Below are 16,948 nucleotides of genomic sequence, written 5' to 3'. Positions count from 1 at the left end.
CTTAATTGTTTCAGTATGTTTCGGGCGGACGCTAACAAGTGAATATGACGGTTGGGTGACAGTGTGTCGGCTCGCGGTATACCTAGCCGGGCATGAGCGAGTTGAGCGAGTTGAGCGAGTAACCTAGCCGGCTGGCGGCCGTAATCGCCGTCATGACGACCAGAACCACCAATTGCAAAGGACTGAAATGCGCCCAATGCAGCGCTGTCAGCCATGGGCGCCGGCTGCTGAGTTCCGGGTCGAGCGAACCGATACGCCGTTTATGCACCAGGCCGATCAGCATCACTGTGACGTAAGTCAGTGCCCCGAGCGGACCGAGCAACAGAGAAAACAGCAGCACCATGACCACCTGTGGCACCCCGTGACGTATTACCAGCCAGCGGGTGTCAGGATTCCATTGGCGTGGAATCAGTCCTTCGGTAAGCCATAGATCCGCAACGATCACGTGGGATGTAAGCACTACCCACCAACTCAGTGCAAAGCGGAAAAACCATACGGGTACACAGGCAAATATCATCGGAATGAAGATAAGGTTTGCGGCTGTTCTGTTCTCTAAACCCAGATAGAACAGGCTCAGCGCCAACGCGATGGCGGCCCACACCCGTACCCAGGTTTCGGCGGCGATGGGGCGTGGAAAAAAGCGCCGCCAGTAAAAGGCGTCGGCGTAGGGCAATCGTGCGAGCAGTGCCGGGAAACGCCACGTGAGTTTTTCCGACAGATCGTGGCAGGCCTGCCATTCATTCTGACCAAACCCGTCGATGAGTTTCTTCTGTTGTCTGGGCTTCATCGGATTGATCAGCATATGCGCCGCTTGCACGTCGGCAGCCCAGGTGCGATCGCTCTCAGCCTTGGTCCGCAGATTGTCGTAGAAGCTTTCCTGATTGCAGCTTTCGATCAACGTGTCCCAAAGCCAGTTCGGTTGCGGGTGCAGGCCTTTGTTGTGATCCCAGCCGAACAGTTGGCCGATTCGGTCGAACAGCGGCACGCTCCACTCGCTGTCGTTGAGCAAGTGCAGCAGGGTTTGCTGCCATTGTTCGCGGCGATCGAAAACCTGCAGCCACGGTTGGGCACTGTAGCGTTTGAGCGCGTTGAGGAATTCGCGCTCGCTCTGGCTTTCCAGCAGCGCTTGCAGGGTGTTTCGGTAATCGGCCATCAGGCTCTCGGCGAGCCCGTCACGCTGACGATCATTCATCAGCACGTCTTGCCACGGCCCCAACCATCCCAGTTGCTCGACGGCCCAGTGCAGCACCGGAGCGCGCAGCTGCGGCTGTTCAAAACACAGTTGCAGTAACAGCCTTTCGAACGCCTTGGCGCAGCCTTGCTGTTGCGCCTGATCCCAACGCTCGTCGAGGTTGTCTGGCGACAGGCCTTCGAGCAGTTGCTGTGCGGCTTGCGTTTCAACAGCGTGCGCATCTACATGCCTGTCCGCGGCCATGGGCTCGACACGTAGAACCTCGTCCTTTTCGGGCGGCACGAACGGCTCCGGGGCGGCCGGGCTGACGGGCGGAAACTCAGGGGCGGCAACATCCCATGGCTGGTTTTGCAGGTGGCTGTGTTTGTTTGCCAGCGCAGCATCGAGTGCCAGCGCGGCAAAAGTGCTGGAGGCCGTGGCCACGGCGACGTCTTCTTCGTCCGCAGGCTCAGCGTTTTCAAGGCGCCACCGGGCAATCGCCAACGCTTGTTCGTAGGCTTCGCGCAAACGCTGGAAACCCTCGGCATCCTCATCGGGGCGGAAGGTTTTCAGCAGACGCGCATAGGCGCGTTTGATGTCGCGGGCTTCAGCGTCATCGGGCAGGTGCAGCACCGACCAGCAATCCATGGCCAGGCTCCTTATTGCCACGGAGTGCGATCAAGTTCGCTCAGGCGTCGGCTCAAGTCGGTGCGCACTTCACGGATCTGGCGTTCATCCTGAGAGTCGAGCGCGATCTGGAATTGCTTGGCCCAATCGCCCATCAGATCACGCATATCGCCCAGGCTTTCCTGATAGAGGCGCTCCAGACGCGCACTCAACAGCGTGTTGACCTGCTGCTCGCGCGGATGAATTTTCAGCTGTGCCAGGTTCTGCAGGCGTTGCTGGATCTCCTCGGGCGAGAGCACGCCCGGGTTGTTCTCGATGACCAGCGAATGCTGTTGCCCGGTCAGGGGAATCTTTACCTGGGCTTCGAGCAGACCGTTGTTGTCGTAGGTGAAACGCACATCGAGAGCGACTTCGCCGGCCTTGCGTTTCGGCACCTTGATGTCCAGTTCGCCAAGTGCCACGTTATCTTTGACCAGCCGGCTTTCGCCCTGGAAGATCCGTACGACCACGTGTTGCTGATCGTCGTGCAGGGTGTACACGGTTTTCACCCGACTGACCGGGACGATGCTGTTGCGCTCGATGATCGGCAGGTAATGGCCGCTCTCATAGTTACGGCCGACCTGTGTGGAGGTCTCTATGCCCAGGGTGTAGGAGCAGACATCGGTCAGCACCACTTCTTCCAGCGCTGCAGCGCGAGCCTTGAGTGCCGCTTGAATCGCCGCGCCCTGTGCCACGACCTGATCCGGGTCGAGGGTGATCGACGGGAAGCGGCCGAACAGCCCGGCAGCGAGTTTGCGCACCAGCGGCATGCGCGTGGTGCCGCCGACTAACAGAATTTCGTCCAGATCGCTGACGCGGATGCGCGCATCGCGCAGCGCCCGCTCAATCGGCGCACGCAGGCGTTCGAGCAGCGGCATGTACAGCGTTGCCAACTGTTGCTGGGTGATGGTTTGCGTCCACTGCCGCTCACCGAGCTGCAAGCGGAATTCGGCGCTGTCGTCCTGGCCCAGCGCCTTGCGCACGCGTTCGGCCTCGCGACGCAGAGGCTGGATGACGCTGCTGCGCTCAGGGAAGTCGGCGGCCGAACGGTGCTGGCTGATGAAGTGCTCCAGCAGCACCGTGTCGAAGTCTTCGCCACCGAGGAAGTTGTCACCGGCGCTGGCACGGACTTCCATGACGCCTTCGAACAACTCCAGGATCGATACGTCGAACGTGCCGCCACCGAGGTCGAAAACCAGGAACGAGGTTTCCTTGTCGCGCTGGTGCAGTCCATAGGCGAGGGCAGCGGCGGTTGGTTCGTTGATCAGCTTCTCGACCTTCAGCCCGGCCAGTTCGCCGGCGATGCGCGTGGCTTTGCGTTGAGCGTCGCTGAAGTAGGCGGGGACGCTGATCACGGCTTCGGTGACGGTTTCGCCATAGGCGCGTTCAACGTCTTCTTTCAGACTCTTGAGCACCAGCGCGGACAGCTCTTCCGGGCGAAACGCCTTGTCGGCCAGATACGTTTGCGTGGCGCTGCCCATGTGGCGCTTGAACAGCGACGCGGTCAGGCGCGGATGCGTGTGCAGACGCTCGCGCGCCGCCTGACCCACCAGAATCCGGCCCTGATCATCCAGGCCGACAACGCTCGGTGTCAGGAACTGACCCAGGGCATTGGGCACCAACTCGGTGGCATCGCCACGCCAGACGGCGACCAGGCTGTTGGTGGTTCCCAGGTCAATCCCTACGATCATTACAACGAACTCCCTTTGTGCTCGGCAAAAAAATGAAACAAATAGGCGGCGCGCAGAATATTACCGAGTAGGTGACGCGGTAAAGAAAGATGATGGCTCTGAGCCATTATTTGCGACGGGCAGCCATGTCGAACCCGCCATGGCTTGAATCAGGAAGGGTAAAGCAGGGCGGCGAAACGGCCGCCGCCCGGGGTTGGTTTACGGTATCACTGGCGGCGTATACGCCAGCGTCGTCCCCAACGCCCACAGCAACAGCAGCACCAGCGGCGTGTGCACCAGCAATTGCACAAAGGAGAATCCGATCAGGTCTCGCGCTTTCAGCCCGAGTACGCCGAGCAGCGGCAGCATGTAGAACGGGTTAATCAGGTTCGGCAGCGCCTCGGCGGCGTTGTAGATCTGCACCGCCCAGCCGAGGTGATATTGCAGATCGTTGGCCACCTGCATCACGTACGGCGCTTCGATGATCCACTTGCCGCCACCGGATGGAATGAAGAAACCGAGAATCGCCGAGTACACGCCCATCAACAGTGCATAAGTGTCGTGGGAGGCGATGCTGACGAAGAACGTTGAGATGTGGTGCGCCAGGGTTTGCGCGTCCGTGCCTTTGACCGTGGTCATCAGCGCGGCGATCGAGCCGTACAGCGGGAACTGGATCAACACGCCGGTGGTGGTCGGCACGGCGCGGGCGACGGCATCGAGGAAACTGCGCGGCCGCCAGTGCAGCAAGGCGCCGAGCATGATGAACAGGAAGTTATAGGTGTTGAGCCCGGAAATCGCGGTGATCGCCGGTTTAGTCGAGAACTCGTGGAACAGCCATCCCGCCGCCAGCAGTACCAGCACGATGATCAGCAGCGGACTGTGTTCCAGCCATTCGCCCGGCCGCGTGCGCGGTTGCAGCGGCGGCAGGTTGAAGGCCGGGTCGATGCCGCAGGCCTTGGCATCACGCGCGGAGTTCGGCCCGGGGGCGGTGGCGTAGGCGATGATGATCGAGATCACGATCAGCGCCAGCAACATGACGCCGGACTGCCAGAGGAAAATCGTTTCGGTGAACGGAATCACCCCGGTGATCGACAGAATCGACGGCGGCAGGCTGGCGGGGTTGGCCTGCAACTGCGCGGCCGACGATGACAGACCCAGCGCCCACACCGCACCAAGGCCCAGATAGGCAGCGGCTCCGGCGGCGCGATAATCCATTTTCAGATCGGTGCGGCGGGCGAGGGCGCGTACCAGCAAACCGCCGAACACCAGCGACAGGCCCCAGTTGAGCAACGACGCGACCATCGAAATCAGCGCGACCCAGGCCACGGCGGAGCGGCCGTTTTTCGGGATGCGTGCCAGACGATCAATCAGTTTGACCGCGGGTGGCGAGCTGGCGACCACATAACCGCCGATCACCACGAAAGCCATCTGCATGGTGAACGGGATCAGGCTCCAGAACCCGTCACCGAAGGCCATCGCGGCATCGGTGGGTTTGGCGCCCATGGCCAAAGTGGCCAACGCGACAATGATCACCGCCAACGCGGCGAATACCCAGGAATCGGGAAACCAGCGTTCGGCAAAGCTTGAACAGCGCAAGGCAAAGCGCGCAGAGCGGCTATCTTCGATATCAACGGCCACGGGAGTACCTCGGATTTTTATGGTTATTGTGGTCTTGCGGACGAATCACACATCCCCCCGTAGGAGTGAGCCTGCTCGCTATGGCGTCGAGTCAGTCGATACACCTGTTGAATGTAAAAACGCTATCGCGAGCAGGCTCACTCCTACAGGGTTTTGACTGTGGGATTCGCCAAGTCTCAACAGTAATTCAACTGCCAATGCTTTGTGAGCAGCTTTTGCAAAACCGGGACTATGGTCTAACGGGTTGTCCATCCGGCCATTTGCGTAGACCATGGGCGCCTTGGTTTTTTGCCTGCCAGAGTTCTTTGCCATGACTGCCCAAACCACGGCCAAACCTGCGCCGTTCAGCCGCTCCGACTACAAGACCCTCGGCCTTGCGGCCCTTGGCGGGGCGCTGGAGATTTACGATTTCATCATTTTCGTGTTCTTCGCCCTGACCCTCAGCCAGTTGTTCTTCCCGCCGGAAATGCCCGAATGGCTGCGCCTGCTGCAAAGCTTCGGAATTTTCGTCACCGGTTATCTGGCGCGGCCACTGGGCGGAATTCTGATGGCGCATTTCGCTGATCGTCTCGGGCGCAAGAAAGTCTTCAGCCTGAGCATCCTGATGATGGCGCTGCCGTGCCTGCTGATCGGGATCATGCCGACGTATGCCCAGATCGGCTATTTCGCGCCGCTGCTATTGCTGGCGCTGCGCATCCTGCAAGGTGCGGCGGTCGGTGGTGAAGTGCCGAGCGCCTGGGTGTTTGTCGCTGAACACGCGCCGACCGGGCATCGCGGTTATGCCTTGGGCTTTTTGCAGGCCGGGTTGACCTTCGGTTACCTGATCGGTGCGCTGACCGCGACGTTCCTCGCGCAAGTCTTCACCCCGGCGGAAATCCTCGATTACGCCTGGCGCTATCCGTTCCTGCTGGGTGGCGTGTTCGGCGTGATCGGCGTCTATCTGCGCCGCTGGCTCAGTGAAACCCCGGTGTTCATGGCCATGGAAGCGCAGCGTGAAGCCCGGGTCGAACTGCCGCTGCGCACGGTGCTGCGCGAGCATCGGCTGGCGATGTTGCCGGCAATGTTGCTGACCTGCGTACTGACTTCGGCGGTGGTGGTGTTTGTGGTCATCACCCCGACCATGATGCAGAAAACCTTCGGCATGACCGCCAGCCACACCTTTGCCCTGAGCGCCTTGGGCATCGTTTTCCTCAATATCGGTTGCGTGATCGCCGGTCTCTTGGTCGATCGCATCGGCGCCTGGCGCACGGTCATGCTCTATAGCCTGCTGCTGCCGCTGGGCATCGCTGTGCTTTACGGCTGCTTGATCATGGGCGGCGATTGGGTCGGTCTGGCCTACGCCGTGGCCGGTCTGGCATGTGGTGTTGTCGGTGCGGTGCCGTCGGTGATGGTCGGTTTGTTCCCGGCGCGCATTCGCGTATCGGGCATCTCCTTCACCTACAACATTGCCTACGCCGCGTGGGCGAGTATTACCCCGCTTTTGTTGATCGGTCTGATGCCATGGAGCCCGTGGATCTGCGTAATGTTCTGCGCGGTGATGGGCGTGGTGGGTATTCTCAGTGCGGCTTATTTCGGTTCGAAAATGCCGCGTACGGGGCAGTGTCAGGTGGCCGGGACTGCTTGAGCGCAATGGGCCCGAACTATTTTTGACTGATGAGTCTCAAGTGCTCTTCAGAAATGGTTTTCAAGGCCGATGGTTAGGCTGCATACCCGCTTTCTACCTGCCATCGGTGCTTTCCCATGTTCAACAAACGCTTGAAGCAAGAGCTGGCCGCTCTTCGTGAAGAACTCTCCAGCCTTCTGCAAGTGAAGGAAAGCCTGGAAAGCGAGATGCTGGTGCTGACCCTCGAACCCGATGGACGGATTCAGTCGGTCAACCAGAACTTCCTCACCGAGATGCTCTACAAGAGCCATGACCTGATTGGCCGTGCGCTTGAAGACATCGTGCCGGTTCACGTCAAATCCGACGAGTTCTACCGCCGCTTCAAGAGCGCCATGAGCCGAGGCGAGCATTTCGCCGGGGCCGTGCGCCTGTTGCGTGGTAATGGCGAAGAGGCCTGGCTGCGTTCGATCGCCCAGCCTGTGCGCTCTTCCGATGGACGCATCAAGCACATCTCGATCTTCTCCAGTGACCTGACCCGCACCATCGAAGCGTCCCGCGAGCACGAAAACCTGATCGGCGCACTGGTGCGTTCCACCGCGTTGATCGAGTTCGACCTCAACGGTAACGTGCTGAGCGCCAACGAGCGCTTCCTCAGTGGCATGGGTTATAGCCTGGCGCAGATCAAGGGCAAACATCACCGTATGTTCTGCACAGCCGAGGAGTACAACAGCGCCGAGTACCAGAACTTCTGGCGCCGCTTGAACAACGGCGAATTCGTGGCCGAGCGCTTCAAGCGAGTCGACAGTCATGGTCGTACGGTGTGGCTGGAGGCGTCCTACAACCCGGTGGTCGATGCCAACAACAAACTGTACAAAGTGGTGAAGTTCGCAACGGTGATCACCGATCAGGTCAACCGCGAACAAGCCGTTGCCGATGCGGCCAGCATTGCCTACAGCACCTCGCAACAAACTGACAGCACGGCGCAGCGTGGCACTACCGTGGTGACCGAAGCGGTCAACGTGATGCGCGACTTGTCGCGGCACATGCAGGCCGCCGGTGAAGGCATCGAAGCGCTGAACGAGCAATCGCTGGTGATCGGCACCATCGTCAAAACCATCAGCGGAATTGCCGAACAGACCAACCTGCTGGCGCTCAACGCCGCGATTGAAGCCGCCCGTGCAGGCGAGCAGGGCCGCGGGTTTGCGGTGGTGGCCGACGAAGTGCGGCAACTGGCGTCACGCACCAGCCAGGCGACCGAAGAGATTGTAGGTGTCGTGCGGCAGAACCAGGAAATGGCGCGTAACGCCGTGGCGCTGATGACCGACGGCAAGCTCCAGGCCGAGCAAGGGCTGGCGCTGGCGGCGGAGGCCGGTACGGTGATCGTCGAGATTCAGGATGGCGCGCAAAAAGTGGTGAATGCGGTCGGCCAGTTCGCCAATCAACTGTCCCACTGACCTGCACTAAACCTTGTAGGAGTGGGCCTGCTCGCGATAGCGGTGTATCAGTCAGCACAAATGTTGAATGTAAGACCGTGATCGCGAGCAGGCTCACTCCTACAAATTTGCGTTGGCGCTACAATCTGTTCCTTTTCCCCGGAGCAGATCCCCATGAGCGACTCTCACCGCCGCCCGGTTCCCCTGAACAAAGCCTATCGCCTGCTCAATCACGGGCCGACCGTTCTGGTCAGCGCCGCCCATGATGGCCAGCGCAACATCATGGCCGCCGCGTGGGCGATGCCACTGGATTTCGAACCACCGAAAGTTGCCGTCGTACTCGACAAATCCACCTGGACCCGGCAACTGCTCGAAGCCTCCGGCACCTTCGTGCTCAATGTGCCGTGCGTCGATCAGGCCGACATCGTGCAGACCGTCGGCAATACGTCGGGCCTGGAAATCAGCCAAAGCCAGGGTCAGGACAAGTTTCAGGCGTACGGGTTGAAAACCTTCAACGGTGAACTCGTCGAGGCGCCGCTGCTCAACGGCTGCGTTGCCTGGCTCGAATGCCGCTTGCTGCCGGAGCCGCGCAATCATGAGCAATACGACCTGTTCCTCGCCGAAGTCATTGCCGCCCATGCCGATGAGCGTGTGTTCAGCGAAGGGCGCTGGCATTTCGAAGGGCATGATGGTTTGCGCACCTTGCACCATGTCGCGGGCGGGCATTTTCTGAAGATTGGCGATTCGGTGGACGGCAAGACCCTCGATGTTTGAATTTCGTTGATGGAAAACCTTCAACGGATGTAGCAAGGTAGGGACCTTGTCGAACCAATCAGGCACGTGTCCCATGGACCTTTCCGTTACCGGTTATCTCGCTCCGTTACTGTCGCTGGCGTTGTTGTGGACGGTTGCCGTAGTCACGCCCGGTCCCAACTTCTTCAATATTGCTCAGCTCGCGGCCAGTCAGTCTCGTCGACATGGTGTGGTGGCGGCACTGGGTGTGGCGACCGGCACGGTACTGTGGGGGCTGGCCGGCGGTTTGGGCATCAAGACGCTGTTCAGCGCTGCACCGACGTTGTATCTGGGCTTCAAGATTGCCGGCGGTTGCTACCTGATCTATCTGGGTCTCAAGCAGTTCCGGTGCAAGGCTGCGCTTGTCCCCGGTGCGGCGGATGCTGCGAAACAAACGTATCTGGGTGTTTATAGCCGCGGCTTTCTCGGCAACATGACCAACCCGAAATCGGCACTGTTCGTCGCGACAATTTTTGCTACCGCCATGCCGGCCCATGTGCCGCCGTTGCTGCTGGCACTAGCGGTGATGACCATGGCGACGCTGTCGTTCAGTTGGTATTGCAGCGTGGCACTGTTTTTCGCCAGCCGACGGGTAGCCGGTGTTTACGAGCGGTCACGTCAATGGCTGGATCGTCTGGCGGGCGGTTGCTATCTGTTGTTTGGTGCGCATTTGGTGGCTAATCGCTGAGGCCGCTTTTGCGGCCTCGGCAACTGCCTCAATCTTTCAACGGGATGTACAGCTCGACCACGCTGCGCGGGTCCATCGGGCCGAAAAAGCGCTCGCCGCAATACTCGAATTCGATCCCTTCGGCGGGTGTCATGCCAGCGGCAGGCAGCCATTCGCTGTAGGCGGCGCGGAAGGTTTCCGGCAGCGTCGTGACCGTGCCGTGGTGTTCGACGCGAGCGTACCGACGAGCAGGTATCAGCAATTCGACCATGCCTGACACCAGTGGCGCATCGAGCCCCACCGGCAGGCCGGCGATGTAGCGCCATTGGCCGTCCTCCAGTGGCTGGCACACGCCGAACGTGCCGAGCGGTTCGTGCAGTCGGTCAATTTCCTCTTCTCGCGGCACAAAGCGCTGCCACATCTCGGCGATAGTGCCTGCGTCGTCCTGCTGCCAGGTCATGCCCATGATGCGCAGGGCCGGGTAGTCGACCCGTTCGGGTATTTGCATGGCCGGCAACGGACGATCCGGTTGTGCAAGATAACGGGTCAATTGTCCCAAGACGTTTTCACTGCGCTGGATATCGGCCTTCAATTGTTGCGCATGCTGTTCGAGCGCTTCACGCAGATTGATCACACTGTCCAGCCCGCCGTTGGCGGCCAGTGCACGAATCTCTTCCAGCGGCAGACCCAATTGTTTAAGCCAGATGATCCGCCCGAGCGTAACGATCTGTTCCGGCCGGTAATAGCGATAGCCGTTGTCGCGCCCGGTGGCCGCCGGGCTGAACAGACCGATGCTGTCGTAGTGGCGCAAAGTCTTGGTGGTGAGCCCGTGGCAGCGGGCCATTTGTCCGATGGTAAGCATGAAACCTCTCCTTTTGGCTGCTTGGGCTCAACGGTAAAGCTTGCCCCAAGGGCAAACTCAATCCCCCAACGCTTCCCCTTCACGCCGTGGATCCGCGCCACCGGCCAGTGACGCATTCCCCTGCGCATCCTTGACCCGCACGATCGCCTGGGTGCCGCTGGTCATGTCGATTTCGTTGACCGTGTGGCCCTTGTCCTTCAACGCCTGAATCAGTGCCGGGCTGAACTGGCCTTGTTCCAGTTCGGTCGGGCCGTTGCGGCTGCCGAAGTTGGGCAGGCTGATGGCGCTTTGCGGGTCGAGGTTCCAGTCGAGCAGGCCGACGGTGGTTTTCGCCACGTACTCAATGATTTGCGAACCGCCGGGAGAACCGACCGTTGCGACGAACTCGCCGCTGTTGCGATCGAAGATCAGCGTCGGCGCCATCGACGAGCGTGGGCGTTTGCCCGGTTCGACGCGGTTGGCGACTTTCTGCCCGTTCTCTTCGGGGATGAACGAGAAGTCGGTCATCTGGTTGTTCAGCAGAAAGCCCTGAACCATCAGGTGCGAGCCGAACGCGGCTTCGATGGTGGTGGTCATCGACACAGCGCCGCCGAGGTCATCCACCGCGACGACTTGCGAGGTGGAGATGCGCAGCGGCGAGCGGTCCGGGGCGTAGGCCACTTGCACGCCCGGCGGTGTGCCCGGTTTGGCGCTGCCCATGCTGCGTTCGCCGATCAGGCTGGCGCGGCTGGCGAGATAGCCCGGATCGACCAGGCCTTTGACCGGCACGGGCACGAAGTCGGTATCGGCGACGTATTGCGCGCGGTCGGCGTAGGCCAGACGTTCGGCTTCGGCGATCAGATGCACGGCTTGCGGATCAGGTTCGATGCCGGCCGGCTTATCGGTTTTCACCGGTTTGAGCGGTGTCAGGGAAAGACGTGGATCGCGGGTTTCCAGCGCCTGCAAGGTGCCGAGGATCTGCGCCACCGCGATCCCGCCCGACGACGGTGGCGGCATGCCGCAAACCTGCCAGCGTTTGTAATCGGTGCACAGCGGTGCGCGTTCTTTGGCTTTGTAACCTTGAAGATCATTCAGCGAAAGGCTGCCGGGGTTGGCGTGGCCCTGAACCTTGGCGACGATTTCCTCGGCAATCGGGCCTTTGTACAACGCGTCCGGGCCTTCGTTGGCGATGCGTTTGAGCACCGCAGCCAGCGCCGGGTTTTGCAGACGCGTGCCGACGGCTTTGACGCTGCCATCGGCGTTGAGGAAGTATTTCGCCATCTCTGGCGACTTGCGGATCACCGGGTCTGATTCCAGCAGCGAATGCAAACGCGGGGAGATGGCAAAGCCTTGCTCGGACAGTTTGATTGCCGGCTCAAACAGCTTCGCCCATGGCAGGCGACCATGTTGTTTATGCGCCATCTCCAGCGCTCGCAACACGCCCGGCGTACCGACCGAACGACCGCCGATCTGTGCCTGCGGGAACGACATCGGTTGGCCGTCAGCTTGCAGGAACAGCTTCTCGGTGGCGCCGGCCGGAGCGGTTTCGCGACCGTCATAAGTGCGCACCTGTTTGCCGTCCCACAGCACGATCATCGCGCCGCCACCGATCCCGGAAGATTGCGGCTCGACCAGCGTCAGCACCGCTTGCATCGCAATCGCCGCATCAATCGCCGAACCGCCCTGACGCAGCATCTCCCGACCGGCTTCAGCGGCGAGCGGGTTGGCAGCAGCGGCCATGTGTTTGCTGGCTTGGCGGGTTTGCAGATCGGTGCGGTAACCGGAGGCCGCTTCCGGAGCCAGTGGCAAGGTCGAGGAGGGCGGGGCGTTGCACGCGGTGAGGGTCAGGGCGCTGATGATCAGCGTCAGGGCTGGCAGGCGAAAGCGGCTCAAGGGCAAGGCTGAAAACACGCGGGCTCTCCGTCCGTGGGATAAAAGTCTGAGGGACTTTATCGACCGACTGTGTAGGACGCAAACCGCTGGTATGTTTCTCCTTCATGCCTTGGCGAGTTTTCTGTAGGGTCGGTGGCAATTGATTGACTACGAACATCCCCTTGTAGGAGTGAGCCTGCTCGCGATAGCGCTGGACCAGTCAGCATTGATGCTGAATGTAATTGCGCGATCGCGAGCAGGCTCACTCCTACAGTTCAAAGGCATAAAAATCACAAGAGGCCAAGAATGCACAGCGAGTTCCCCACCGAATCCAGCTACCGCGACCAACGCGAACAGTTCCTGGCCGCCGCCAATGCCGCCGGTGCCACGCTCACCTCCTACGCGCATCCGCGCTGCGGGCCATTCGGTGAACCGCTGAGCACCGACGTCGCCGTGCTCGGCGATCCGCAGGCCAAGCGTCGGCTGGTTGCGCTCAGCGGTACGCACGGTGTCGAGGGCTATTACGGCTCGGACTGTCAGATCGAATGGCTGAAAACCTTCAAGCCCGGTTCGCTGCCCAAGGATGTCGCGGTGGTGATGGTGCACCTCATCAACCCGTGGGGCACGGCGTGGCTGCGGCGGGTGAACGAAGACAACATCGACCTCAACCGCAATCACCTCGACTTCACCGGGCCTCTCCCAGAAAACCGCGCTTACGCCGCACTGCATGAAATCTACGCGTGCAGCGACTTGAACGGCCCCGAGCGACAACGCGCCGATGCCTTGCTCGATGCGCAGATCAACGAGTGCGGCTGGCCGGCGGTGATGTCGATTGTCGAGGGCGGTCAGCACAGCCATCCCGATGGATTGTTCTATGGTGGTCGCGCGCCGAGCTGGTCGAATCGCACGCTGCATCAGATCATCGATGCGCATGTGGCTGGCGCTGAAACCGTAATGTGCTTCGACCTGCACACCGGCGCCGGTGAGTACGGTCATCCGATGTTGCTGACCATCACCCAGGCGCCTTACCCGGCACTCGCGCAGGCCCAGGCGATCTACGGCCCATGGCTCTACACCCTGCACACCGGCGCCGACACCCTGAGCGAAACTGGAGTGGCGGCGACGGCTACCGGTTACACCTCGCAGGCGCTGCTCAATGCGTTGCCCGACGTGCAACTGATGCCGTTCGTGATCGAGTGCGGAACGTATTCGGGGCCGGAGGTGCATCGGCATTTACGCGATGACCACTGGTTGCATCTGCATGGCGATCCGCTGGACGCGACGGGGCGGGGGATCAAGTTGAATCTGCTGGAGCAGTTTTATCCGGCGGATCCGGATTGGCGGGCGATGGTGGGGCTGCGGACTCGGCAGATTTGGGCGAAGGGGTTGTTAGCCCTGTCGACAGAGAAACCTGAGTAGATCAGGCATAGTCTTGAGGTGAGGAGCTTTATCTCCTCGCCTCAAATTCGGTGATTATCTCGAGGTGTAAATTAGCAATTATTGCTTAAACCCAAGCAATCCATTCGCGACGCGCCATTCTTTCACTGTCGCCGTGATGCCTTCAGGGGAGCATTGCGCCTCATCCTCTGGCCAATAGATCAAGTCAGTGCCTGCGGGATGTTCGGCCAGTTCACTGAAGTTATCTAACATATCCGCCAGCACTGTCTCTGACGTACCGTCTGTGTTTGAGATGAATATTTGCTGCAGCAGATAAATAAATTGCTCTTCCCTACAGTCAGAAATTTTCTTGGCCAAGTTGTTACTCCCGCTAAAAAATAAGTAAGTTCTTGGCGTGCTAACCCGTAATTTTTCGAAGTCGAGGAAACCTGCTCAGGTCCGGGCTGTTGATCGGGCGACGCGTCTCTATAATCCGGCGAGTTGTTAAGCACCCTTGAACCCTGGCGACCCCTGCGCCGCTCGCCAGTCTTTCACAATTCGCGTTACACCCTCGGGGGGAGTTATCCGCTCCAGATTCCGATAGTAGATCAGGTCCGAACCTGCTGGGTGCTCGCTGATTTTCTAGAAGTGCAACAGCAGCATGTCAGCACGATCATCGTTTTCAGTTTCTTCATCTTCCTTGGCGAGTTCTTCCAGCCGCGCGACGAACTCTGCCTCGGAAAATACTGCTTTTGGTAAAAGGAGGGAGCATATTTTGCGTTCGATAACTATTGCTTGAAACCCGGAAGTCCATTCGCAGCACGCCATTCTTTCACGGTTTCGGTGATGCCTTTCGCAGAGTCATCGGCATCTTCGGCCGGATAGAAAATCAAATCGGATCCTTCGGGATGTCCGCAAATAGAATTGAAGTGAAATACGAGTCTGCTTTCTTCCTTTTCGGTTTCACCGTTTCCCATGATGCGCTCAAGCAGCTCAATGAACTCTTGTTCCGTGTAATCCGAGAAGCTGCTTTTGATAAATGGATCGTTCAGATTGTCACCTTGTCCTTGATCCGACTCTGGATAGGGTGAGCCCCCGGCCTGTGTGCATAATCCACTGTCAGCTTGACTACATTCAGGTGTTTCCACCGCTGAACCCTGGTAAACCCTGCGCGGCTCGCCATTCCTTTACAGTCTTGGTGATGCCCTCGGCAGAGCTGTCTGCTGTTGGCTCGGGATAAAAAATTAAATCGGTTCCATCCGGGTGGGCAGTAACCTTCCTGAACTGTGCCAGCAACTCACCAAACTCTGCGTCTGAGCCACTCTTATTGGCGGTCCGTATCTTTTCGATGAAACAGATAAACTCGGCTTCTGTGTAGCTGGATATTTTTGCCACGATTTTTTCTGTGGGCAGGAAATTCACTGCTTGAAGCCAGGCAGTCCATTCGCGGCGCGCCACCTTTTCACGGTTTCAATGATTCCTTCGTTGGAATTATCTGCCCCATCTTCTGGGTAGTAGATCAAGTCCGTTCCATCTGGATGTTCAGTGATGGTGCAAAAGCGGCCTAACAGCGGGTCGAGAACTTCATCGGAAGCGTTTTTGTTGGCGGCTCGAATCTCTTGCAGAAAGCTTAGAAACTCTGCTTCGGTATAGTCAGAAAGACGGCTTTTCATTGAGTTATTTCCGATGAATATCTGCGTGGTTTTTTGGCGTGTTGATCCGCAAATTGTCTACGTGATAAACCTCGCCGCCCTTTGAAATTGGATCGACATGATGAATTTCAAAGGAGCCTTTTGAACCATTGGAATCCCTGTAGCGGGCCTTTGGCGCATTGCCATTCTGCATCCGTTCAATATTGTCCGGGATGAATTGGCTGCGCAAATCTGGATCATTCACAACCTCAGTCCAAAACGCCTTTCTGAAGGCATCAAAGCTTGAAAACTCCCGCCCCCTCAGCCTGTCCGCAATCCGTGTCGGAATCGGCGCACCGATCCCCGTTCCGGCTCCAGCAAGCCATATACCCGGAACATCCTCACCAATCCCAGTCACCGTACCCGGCGTCAGTCTGGCCGGCCTCGAAAACACCACATACAGCGACTTCAAACCAGTGTCCACCGGAAACACCAGAATACAATCTTCGGCAGTAATTTCCTCGCCGGGCAGGCCTTCTATCTGGCTATCAGTATTTTCTGAAATCGGATGAACAAGGATCGTGTTCAGTTGCTCGGCGTGTTCTGGATAGACCAGCGGCGGCATAGAACCGAGTGGCCCGCGTTGTGGCGTCCACAAAATGGTAATGCCGTTGAGCTTGGCCTCCATCGCAGTCTTGTCGCTGTTCCACTCGACTTTGACAGTGCGCACCGAGTCATCGCCCGAGGCGCCGGAGTGGATGCCGTAAATCTGCATGGCGCCTTCGGCATCACGCCGGAACTGGAAGCGCACGCGAGTGCTGGCGCGGGTCATGCTGCGTAGTTGGTCATCGGTGTGCAGCGTGCCGTCGCCCATTCGGGTCGGCAGCATCCCGAGGACGAACACACTGGCCGGCCCGCCCGCGCCGCGAATGGCCCAGTTGAGGCGTTGTTGCAGAATCCCGCCGCCGGCCAAGCGGCCCAAGGCCAGATCGGCACCTATCGCGGTCGCGACAGCGGTGCTGGCGGAGGGAAAGAGCATGGCACCCGCGACCATGATCTTGCCGAAGTTGGCAGCGGACTCGGGCACCGTGCCGGCGTCCGTTCGGCACCAGTTTCCCGGCGTGCAGGACTTGGCGAACACCTGATCTTCGCGGGGCCTGGGCGTTGGCCATTCATCCTTTTCGATGTACACCGGCTCCGGCGGGGGAGGCGGATTCCAAGCGGCCCATGAGCCTTTCCTTCTCGGACGTTTCCAAGGCCAGTCTTCATCGAAGAGAGATTTGAATCGAGCCATGACAACTCCCTGTATGGCTTTGAATCGAGCCAGGGAAGCTTGTCGGTCAGTCGGGATTTCGGGCAAACCGATGGGGTGAGTTTCAGGCGCCTGGATTTACGAAATCCGATTCGTACCTTGATCGAAGCCGTTTCCTACGGCGCTCTCTCAACCTGTTGATGGGCGATTGATCCGGATGAACCAGCGGTATTTCGGGCTTGTAGTCTTTCGGTTTGGATGGCGGGGCAGTCTGCATTTCTCCTACAGAATTTTCAGGTCGACAACTTACGCACCGCTGCCTGAGGATGGTTTCT

The 16,948-nt window shown here is 59.4% G+C and carries 16 protein-coding genes and 1 pseudogene; 6 read left to right on the top strand and 11 right to left on the bottom strand.

Annotated features, from left to right (window positions below):
• Positions 1-82: 82 nt before the first annotated feature.
• From ACVVH8_RS25110 to ACVVH8_RS25100, 3 genes are all read right to left on the bottom strand, one after another.
• Positions 83-1,819, bottom strand: a complete 1,737-nt coding sequence (locus ACVVH8_RS25110; protein WP_475226912.1) for a J domain-containing protein — start codon at positions 1,817-1,819, stop codon at positions 83-85.
• Positions 1,820-1,830: 11 nt separating this feature from the next.
• Entirely contained in the window at positions 1,831-3,528 is a 1,698-nt protein-coding gene (locus ACVVH8_RS25105) for a molecular chaperone HscC (RefSeq protein WP_475226909.1), read from the bottom strand.
• A gap of 198 nt (positions 3,529-3,726) precedes the next feature.
• Complete coding sequence (locus tag ACVVH8_RS25100; RefSeq protein WP_475226907.1) at positions 3,727-5,145, bottom strand: short-chain fatty acid transporter; 1,419 nt, start codon at positions 5,143-5,145, stop codon at positions 3,727-3,729.
• Between the two features lie 310 nt (positions 5,146-5,455).
• On the opposite strand from ACVVH8_RS25100, the gene ACVVH8_RS25095 reads away from it, so the two are divergent.
• From ACVVH8_RS25095 to ACVVH8_RS25075, 5 genes and pseudogenes are all read left to right on the top strand, one after another.
• Positions 5,456-6,769 carry an MFS transporter gene (locus tag ACVVH8_RS25095; RefSeq protein WP_103306098.1) on the top strand — a complete coding sequence of 438 codons (1,314 nt, stop codon included), beginning with the start codon at positions 5,456-5,458 and terminating at the stop codon, positions 6,767-6,769.
• Between the two features lie 116 nt (positions 6,770-6,885).
• Positions 6,886-7,614 (top strand): annotated as a pseudogene (locus ACVVH8_RS25090) (PAS domain-containing protein); the annotation flags it as partial.
• Positions 7,594-8,202 carry a methyl-accepting chemotaxis protein gene (locus ACVVH8_RS25085; protein ID WP_395602956.1) on the top strand — a complete coding sequence of 203 codons (609 nt, stop codon included), beginning with the start codon at positions 7,594-7,596 and terminating at the stop codon, positions 8,200-8,202. The pseudogene ACVVH8_RS25090 and the gene ACVVH8_RS25085, both read left to right, overlap by 21 nt.
• Positions 8,203-8,355: 153 nt before the next feature.
• Positions 8,356-8,955, top strand: a complete 600-nt coding sequence (locus ACVVH8_RS25080) for a flavin reductase family protein (RefSeq protein WP_103306052.1) — start codon at positions 8,356-8,358, stop codon at positions 8,953-8,955.
• A gap of 73 nt (positions 8,956-9,028) precedes the next feature.
• On the top strand, positions 9,029-9,661 hold the full coding sequence (locus tag ACVVH8_RS25075) for a LysE family translocator (RefSeq protein ID WP_475226904.1): 633 nt from the start codon (positions 9,029-9,031) through the stop codon (positions 9,659-9,661).
• Between the two features lie 28 nt (positions 9,662-9,689).
• Here ACVVH8_RS25075 and ACVVH8_RS25070 read toward each other — a convergent pair whose 3' ends face one another.
• Together ACVVH8_RS25070 and ggt are read right to left on the bottom strand one after the other, a co-directional pair.
• Positions 9,690-10,502: a MerR family transcriptional regulator gene (locus ACVVH8_RS25070; protein WP_475226901.1), complete on the bottom strand. Its 813-nt coding sequence runs from the start codon at positions 10,500-10,502 to the stop codon at positions 9,690-9,692.
• A 57-nt stretch (positions 10,503-10,559) separates the two neighbouring features.
• Positions 10,560-12,392, bottom strand: coding sequence for a gamma-glutamyltransferase (gene ggt / locus ACVVH8_RS25065; protein WP_475226898.1), 1,833 nt, complete (start codon positions 12,390-12,392; stop codon positions 10,560-10,562).
• Between the two features lie 267 nt (positions 12,393-12,659).
• Between ggt and ACVVH8_RS25060 the strand changes: the two genes are divergently transcribed.
• Positions 12,660-13,772 (top strand): DUF2817 domain-containing protein, encoded by a 1,113-nt coding sequence (locus ACVVH8_RS25060; RefSeq protein ID WP_475226895.1) that lies wholly within the window; start codon positions 12,660-12,662, stop codon positions 13,770-13,772.
• Between the two features lie 78 nt (positions 13,773-13,850).
• On the opposite strand, the gene ACVVH8_RS25055 is transcribed toward ACVVH8_RS25060, so the two are convergent.
• The 6 genes from ACVVH8_RS25055 to ACVVH8_RS25030 all read right to left on the bottom strand — a co-directional run bounded on the left by ACVVH8_RS25055 (position 13,851) and on the right by ACVVH8_RS25030 (position 16,655).
• On the bottom strand, positions 13,851-14,108 hold the full coding sequence (locus tag ACVVH8_RS25055; RefSeq protein ID WP_213026584.1) for a bacteriocin immunity protein: 258 nt from the start codon (positions 14,106-14,108) through the stop codon (positions 13,851-13,853).
• 126 nt (positions 14,109-14,234) lie between these two features.
• Positions 14,235-14,369 carry a bacteriocin immunity protein gene (locus tag ACVVH8_RS25050; RefSeq protein ID WP_315446532.1) on the bottom strand — a complete coding sequence of 45 codons (135 nt, stop codon included), beginning with the start codon at positions 14,367-14,369 and terminating at the stop codon, positions 14,235-14,237.
• A 149-nt stretch (positions 14,370-14,518) separates the two neighbouring features.
• Positions 14,519-14,878, bottom strand: coding sequence for a bacteriocin immunity protein (locus ACVVH8_RS25045; RefSeq protein WP_401302645.1), 360 nt, complete (start codon positions 14,876-14,878; stop codon positions 14,519-14,521).
• Entirely contained in the window at positions 14,865-15,152 is a 288-nt protein-coding gene (locus ACVVH8_RS25040; RefSeq protein WP_249412072.1) for a bacteriocin immunity protein, read from the bottom strand. The genes ACVVH8_RS25045 and ACVVH8_RS25040 overlap by 14 nt, the downstream gene beginning before the upstream one ends.
• Positions 15,149-15,403 carry a bacteriocin immunity protein gene (locus ACVVH8_RS25035; protein ID WP_475226892.1) on the bottom strand — a complete coding sequence of 85 codons (255 nt, stop codon included), beginning with the start codon at positions 15,401-15,403 and terminating at the stop codon, positions 15,149-15,151. The genes ACVVH8_RS25040 and ACVVH8_RS25035 overlap by 4 nt, the downstream gene beginning before the upstream one ends.
• A 4-nt stretch (positions 15,404-15,407) precedes the next feature.
• Positions 15,408-16,655, bottom strand: a complete 1,248-nt coding sequence (locus ACVVH8_RS25030) for an S-type pyocin domain-containing protein (RefSeq protein WP_475226889.1) — start codon at positions 16,653-16,655, stop codon at positions 15,408-15,410.
• Between the last annotated feature and the right edge of the window lie 293 nt (positions 16,656-16,948).

This window comes from Pseudomonas trutticola BRTCR10 (genome assembly GCF_056155105.1).
This window is presented reverse-complemented; position numbering and strand designations above follow the sequence as displayed.

Excerpts from the sequence above, each read along its gene's own strand:
- ACVVH8_RS25110 (WP_475226912.1), bottom strand. The coding sequence starts at position 1,819 with ATGGATTGCTGGTCGGTGCTGCACCTGCCCGATGACGCTGAAGCCCGC.
- ACVVH8_RS25080 (WP_103306052.1), top strand. The coding sequence starts at position 8,356 with ATGAGCGACTCTCACCGCCGCCCGGTTCCCCTGAACAAAGCCTATCGC.
- ACVVH8_RS25105 (WP_475226909.1), bottom strand. The coding sequence starts at position 3,528 with ATGATCGTAGGGATTGACCTGGGAACCACCAACAGCCTGGTCGCCGTC.
- ACVVH8_RS25075 (WP_475226904.1), top strand. The coding sequence starts at position 9,029 with ATGGACCTTTCCGTTACCGGTTATCTCGCTCCGTTACTGTCGCTGGCG.
- ACVVH8_RS25095 (WP_103306098.1), top strand. The coding sequence starts at position 5,456 with ATGACTGCCCAAACCACGGCCAAACCTGCGCCGTTCAGCCGCTCCGAC.
- ACVVH8_RS25070 (WP_475226901.1), bottom strand. The coding sequence starts at position 10,502 with ATGCTTACCATCGGACAAATGGCCCGCTGCCACGGGCTCACCACCAAG.
- ACVVH8_RS25035 (WP_475226892.1), bottom strand. The coding sequence starts at position 15,403 with ATGAAAAGCCGTCTTTCTGACTATACCGAAGCAGAGTTTCTAAGCTTT.
- ACVVH8_RS25030 (WP_475226889.1), bottom strand. The coding sequence starts at position 16,655 with ATGGCTCGATTCAAATCTCTCTTCGATGAAGACTGGCCTTGGAAACGT.
- ACVVH8_RS25060 (WP_475226895.1), top strand. The coding sequence starts at position 12,660 with ATGCACAGCGAGTTCCCCACCGAATCCAGCTACCGCGACCAACGCGAA.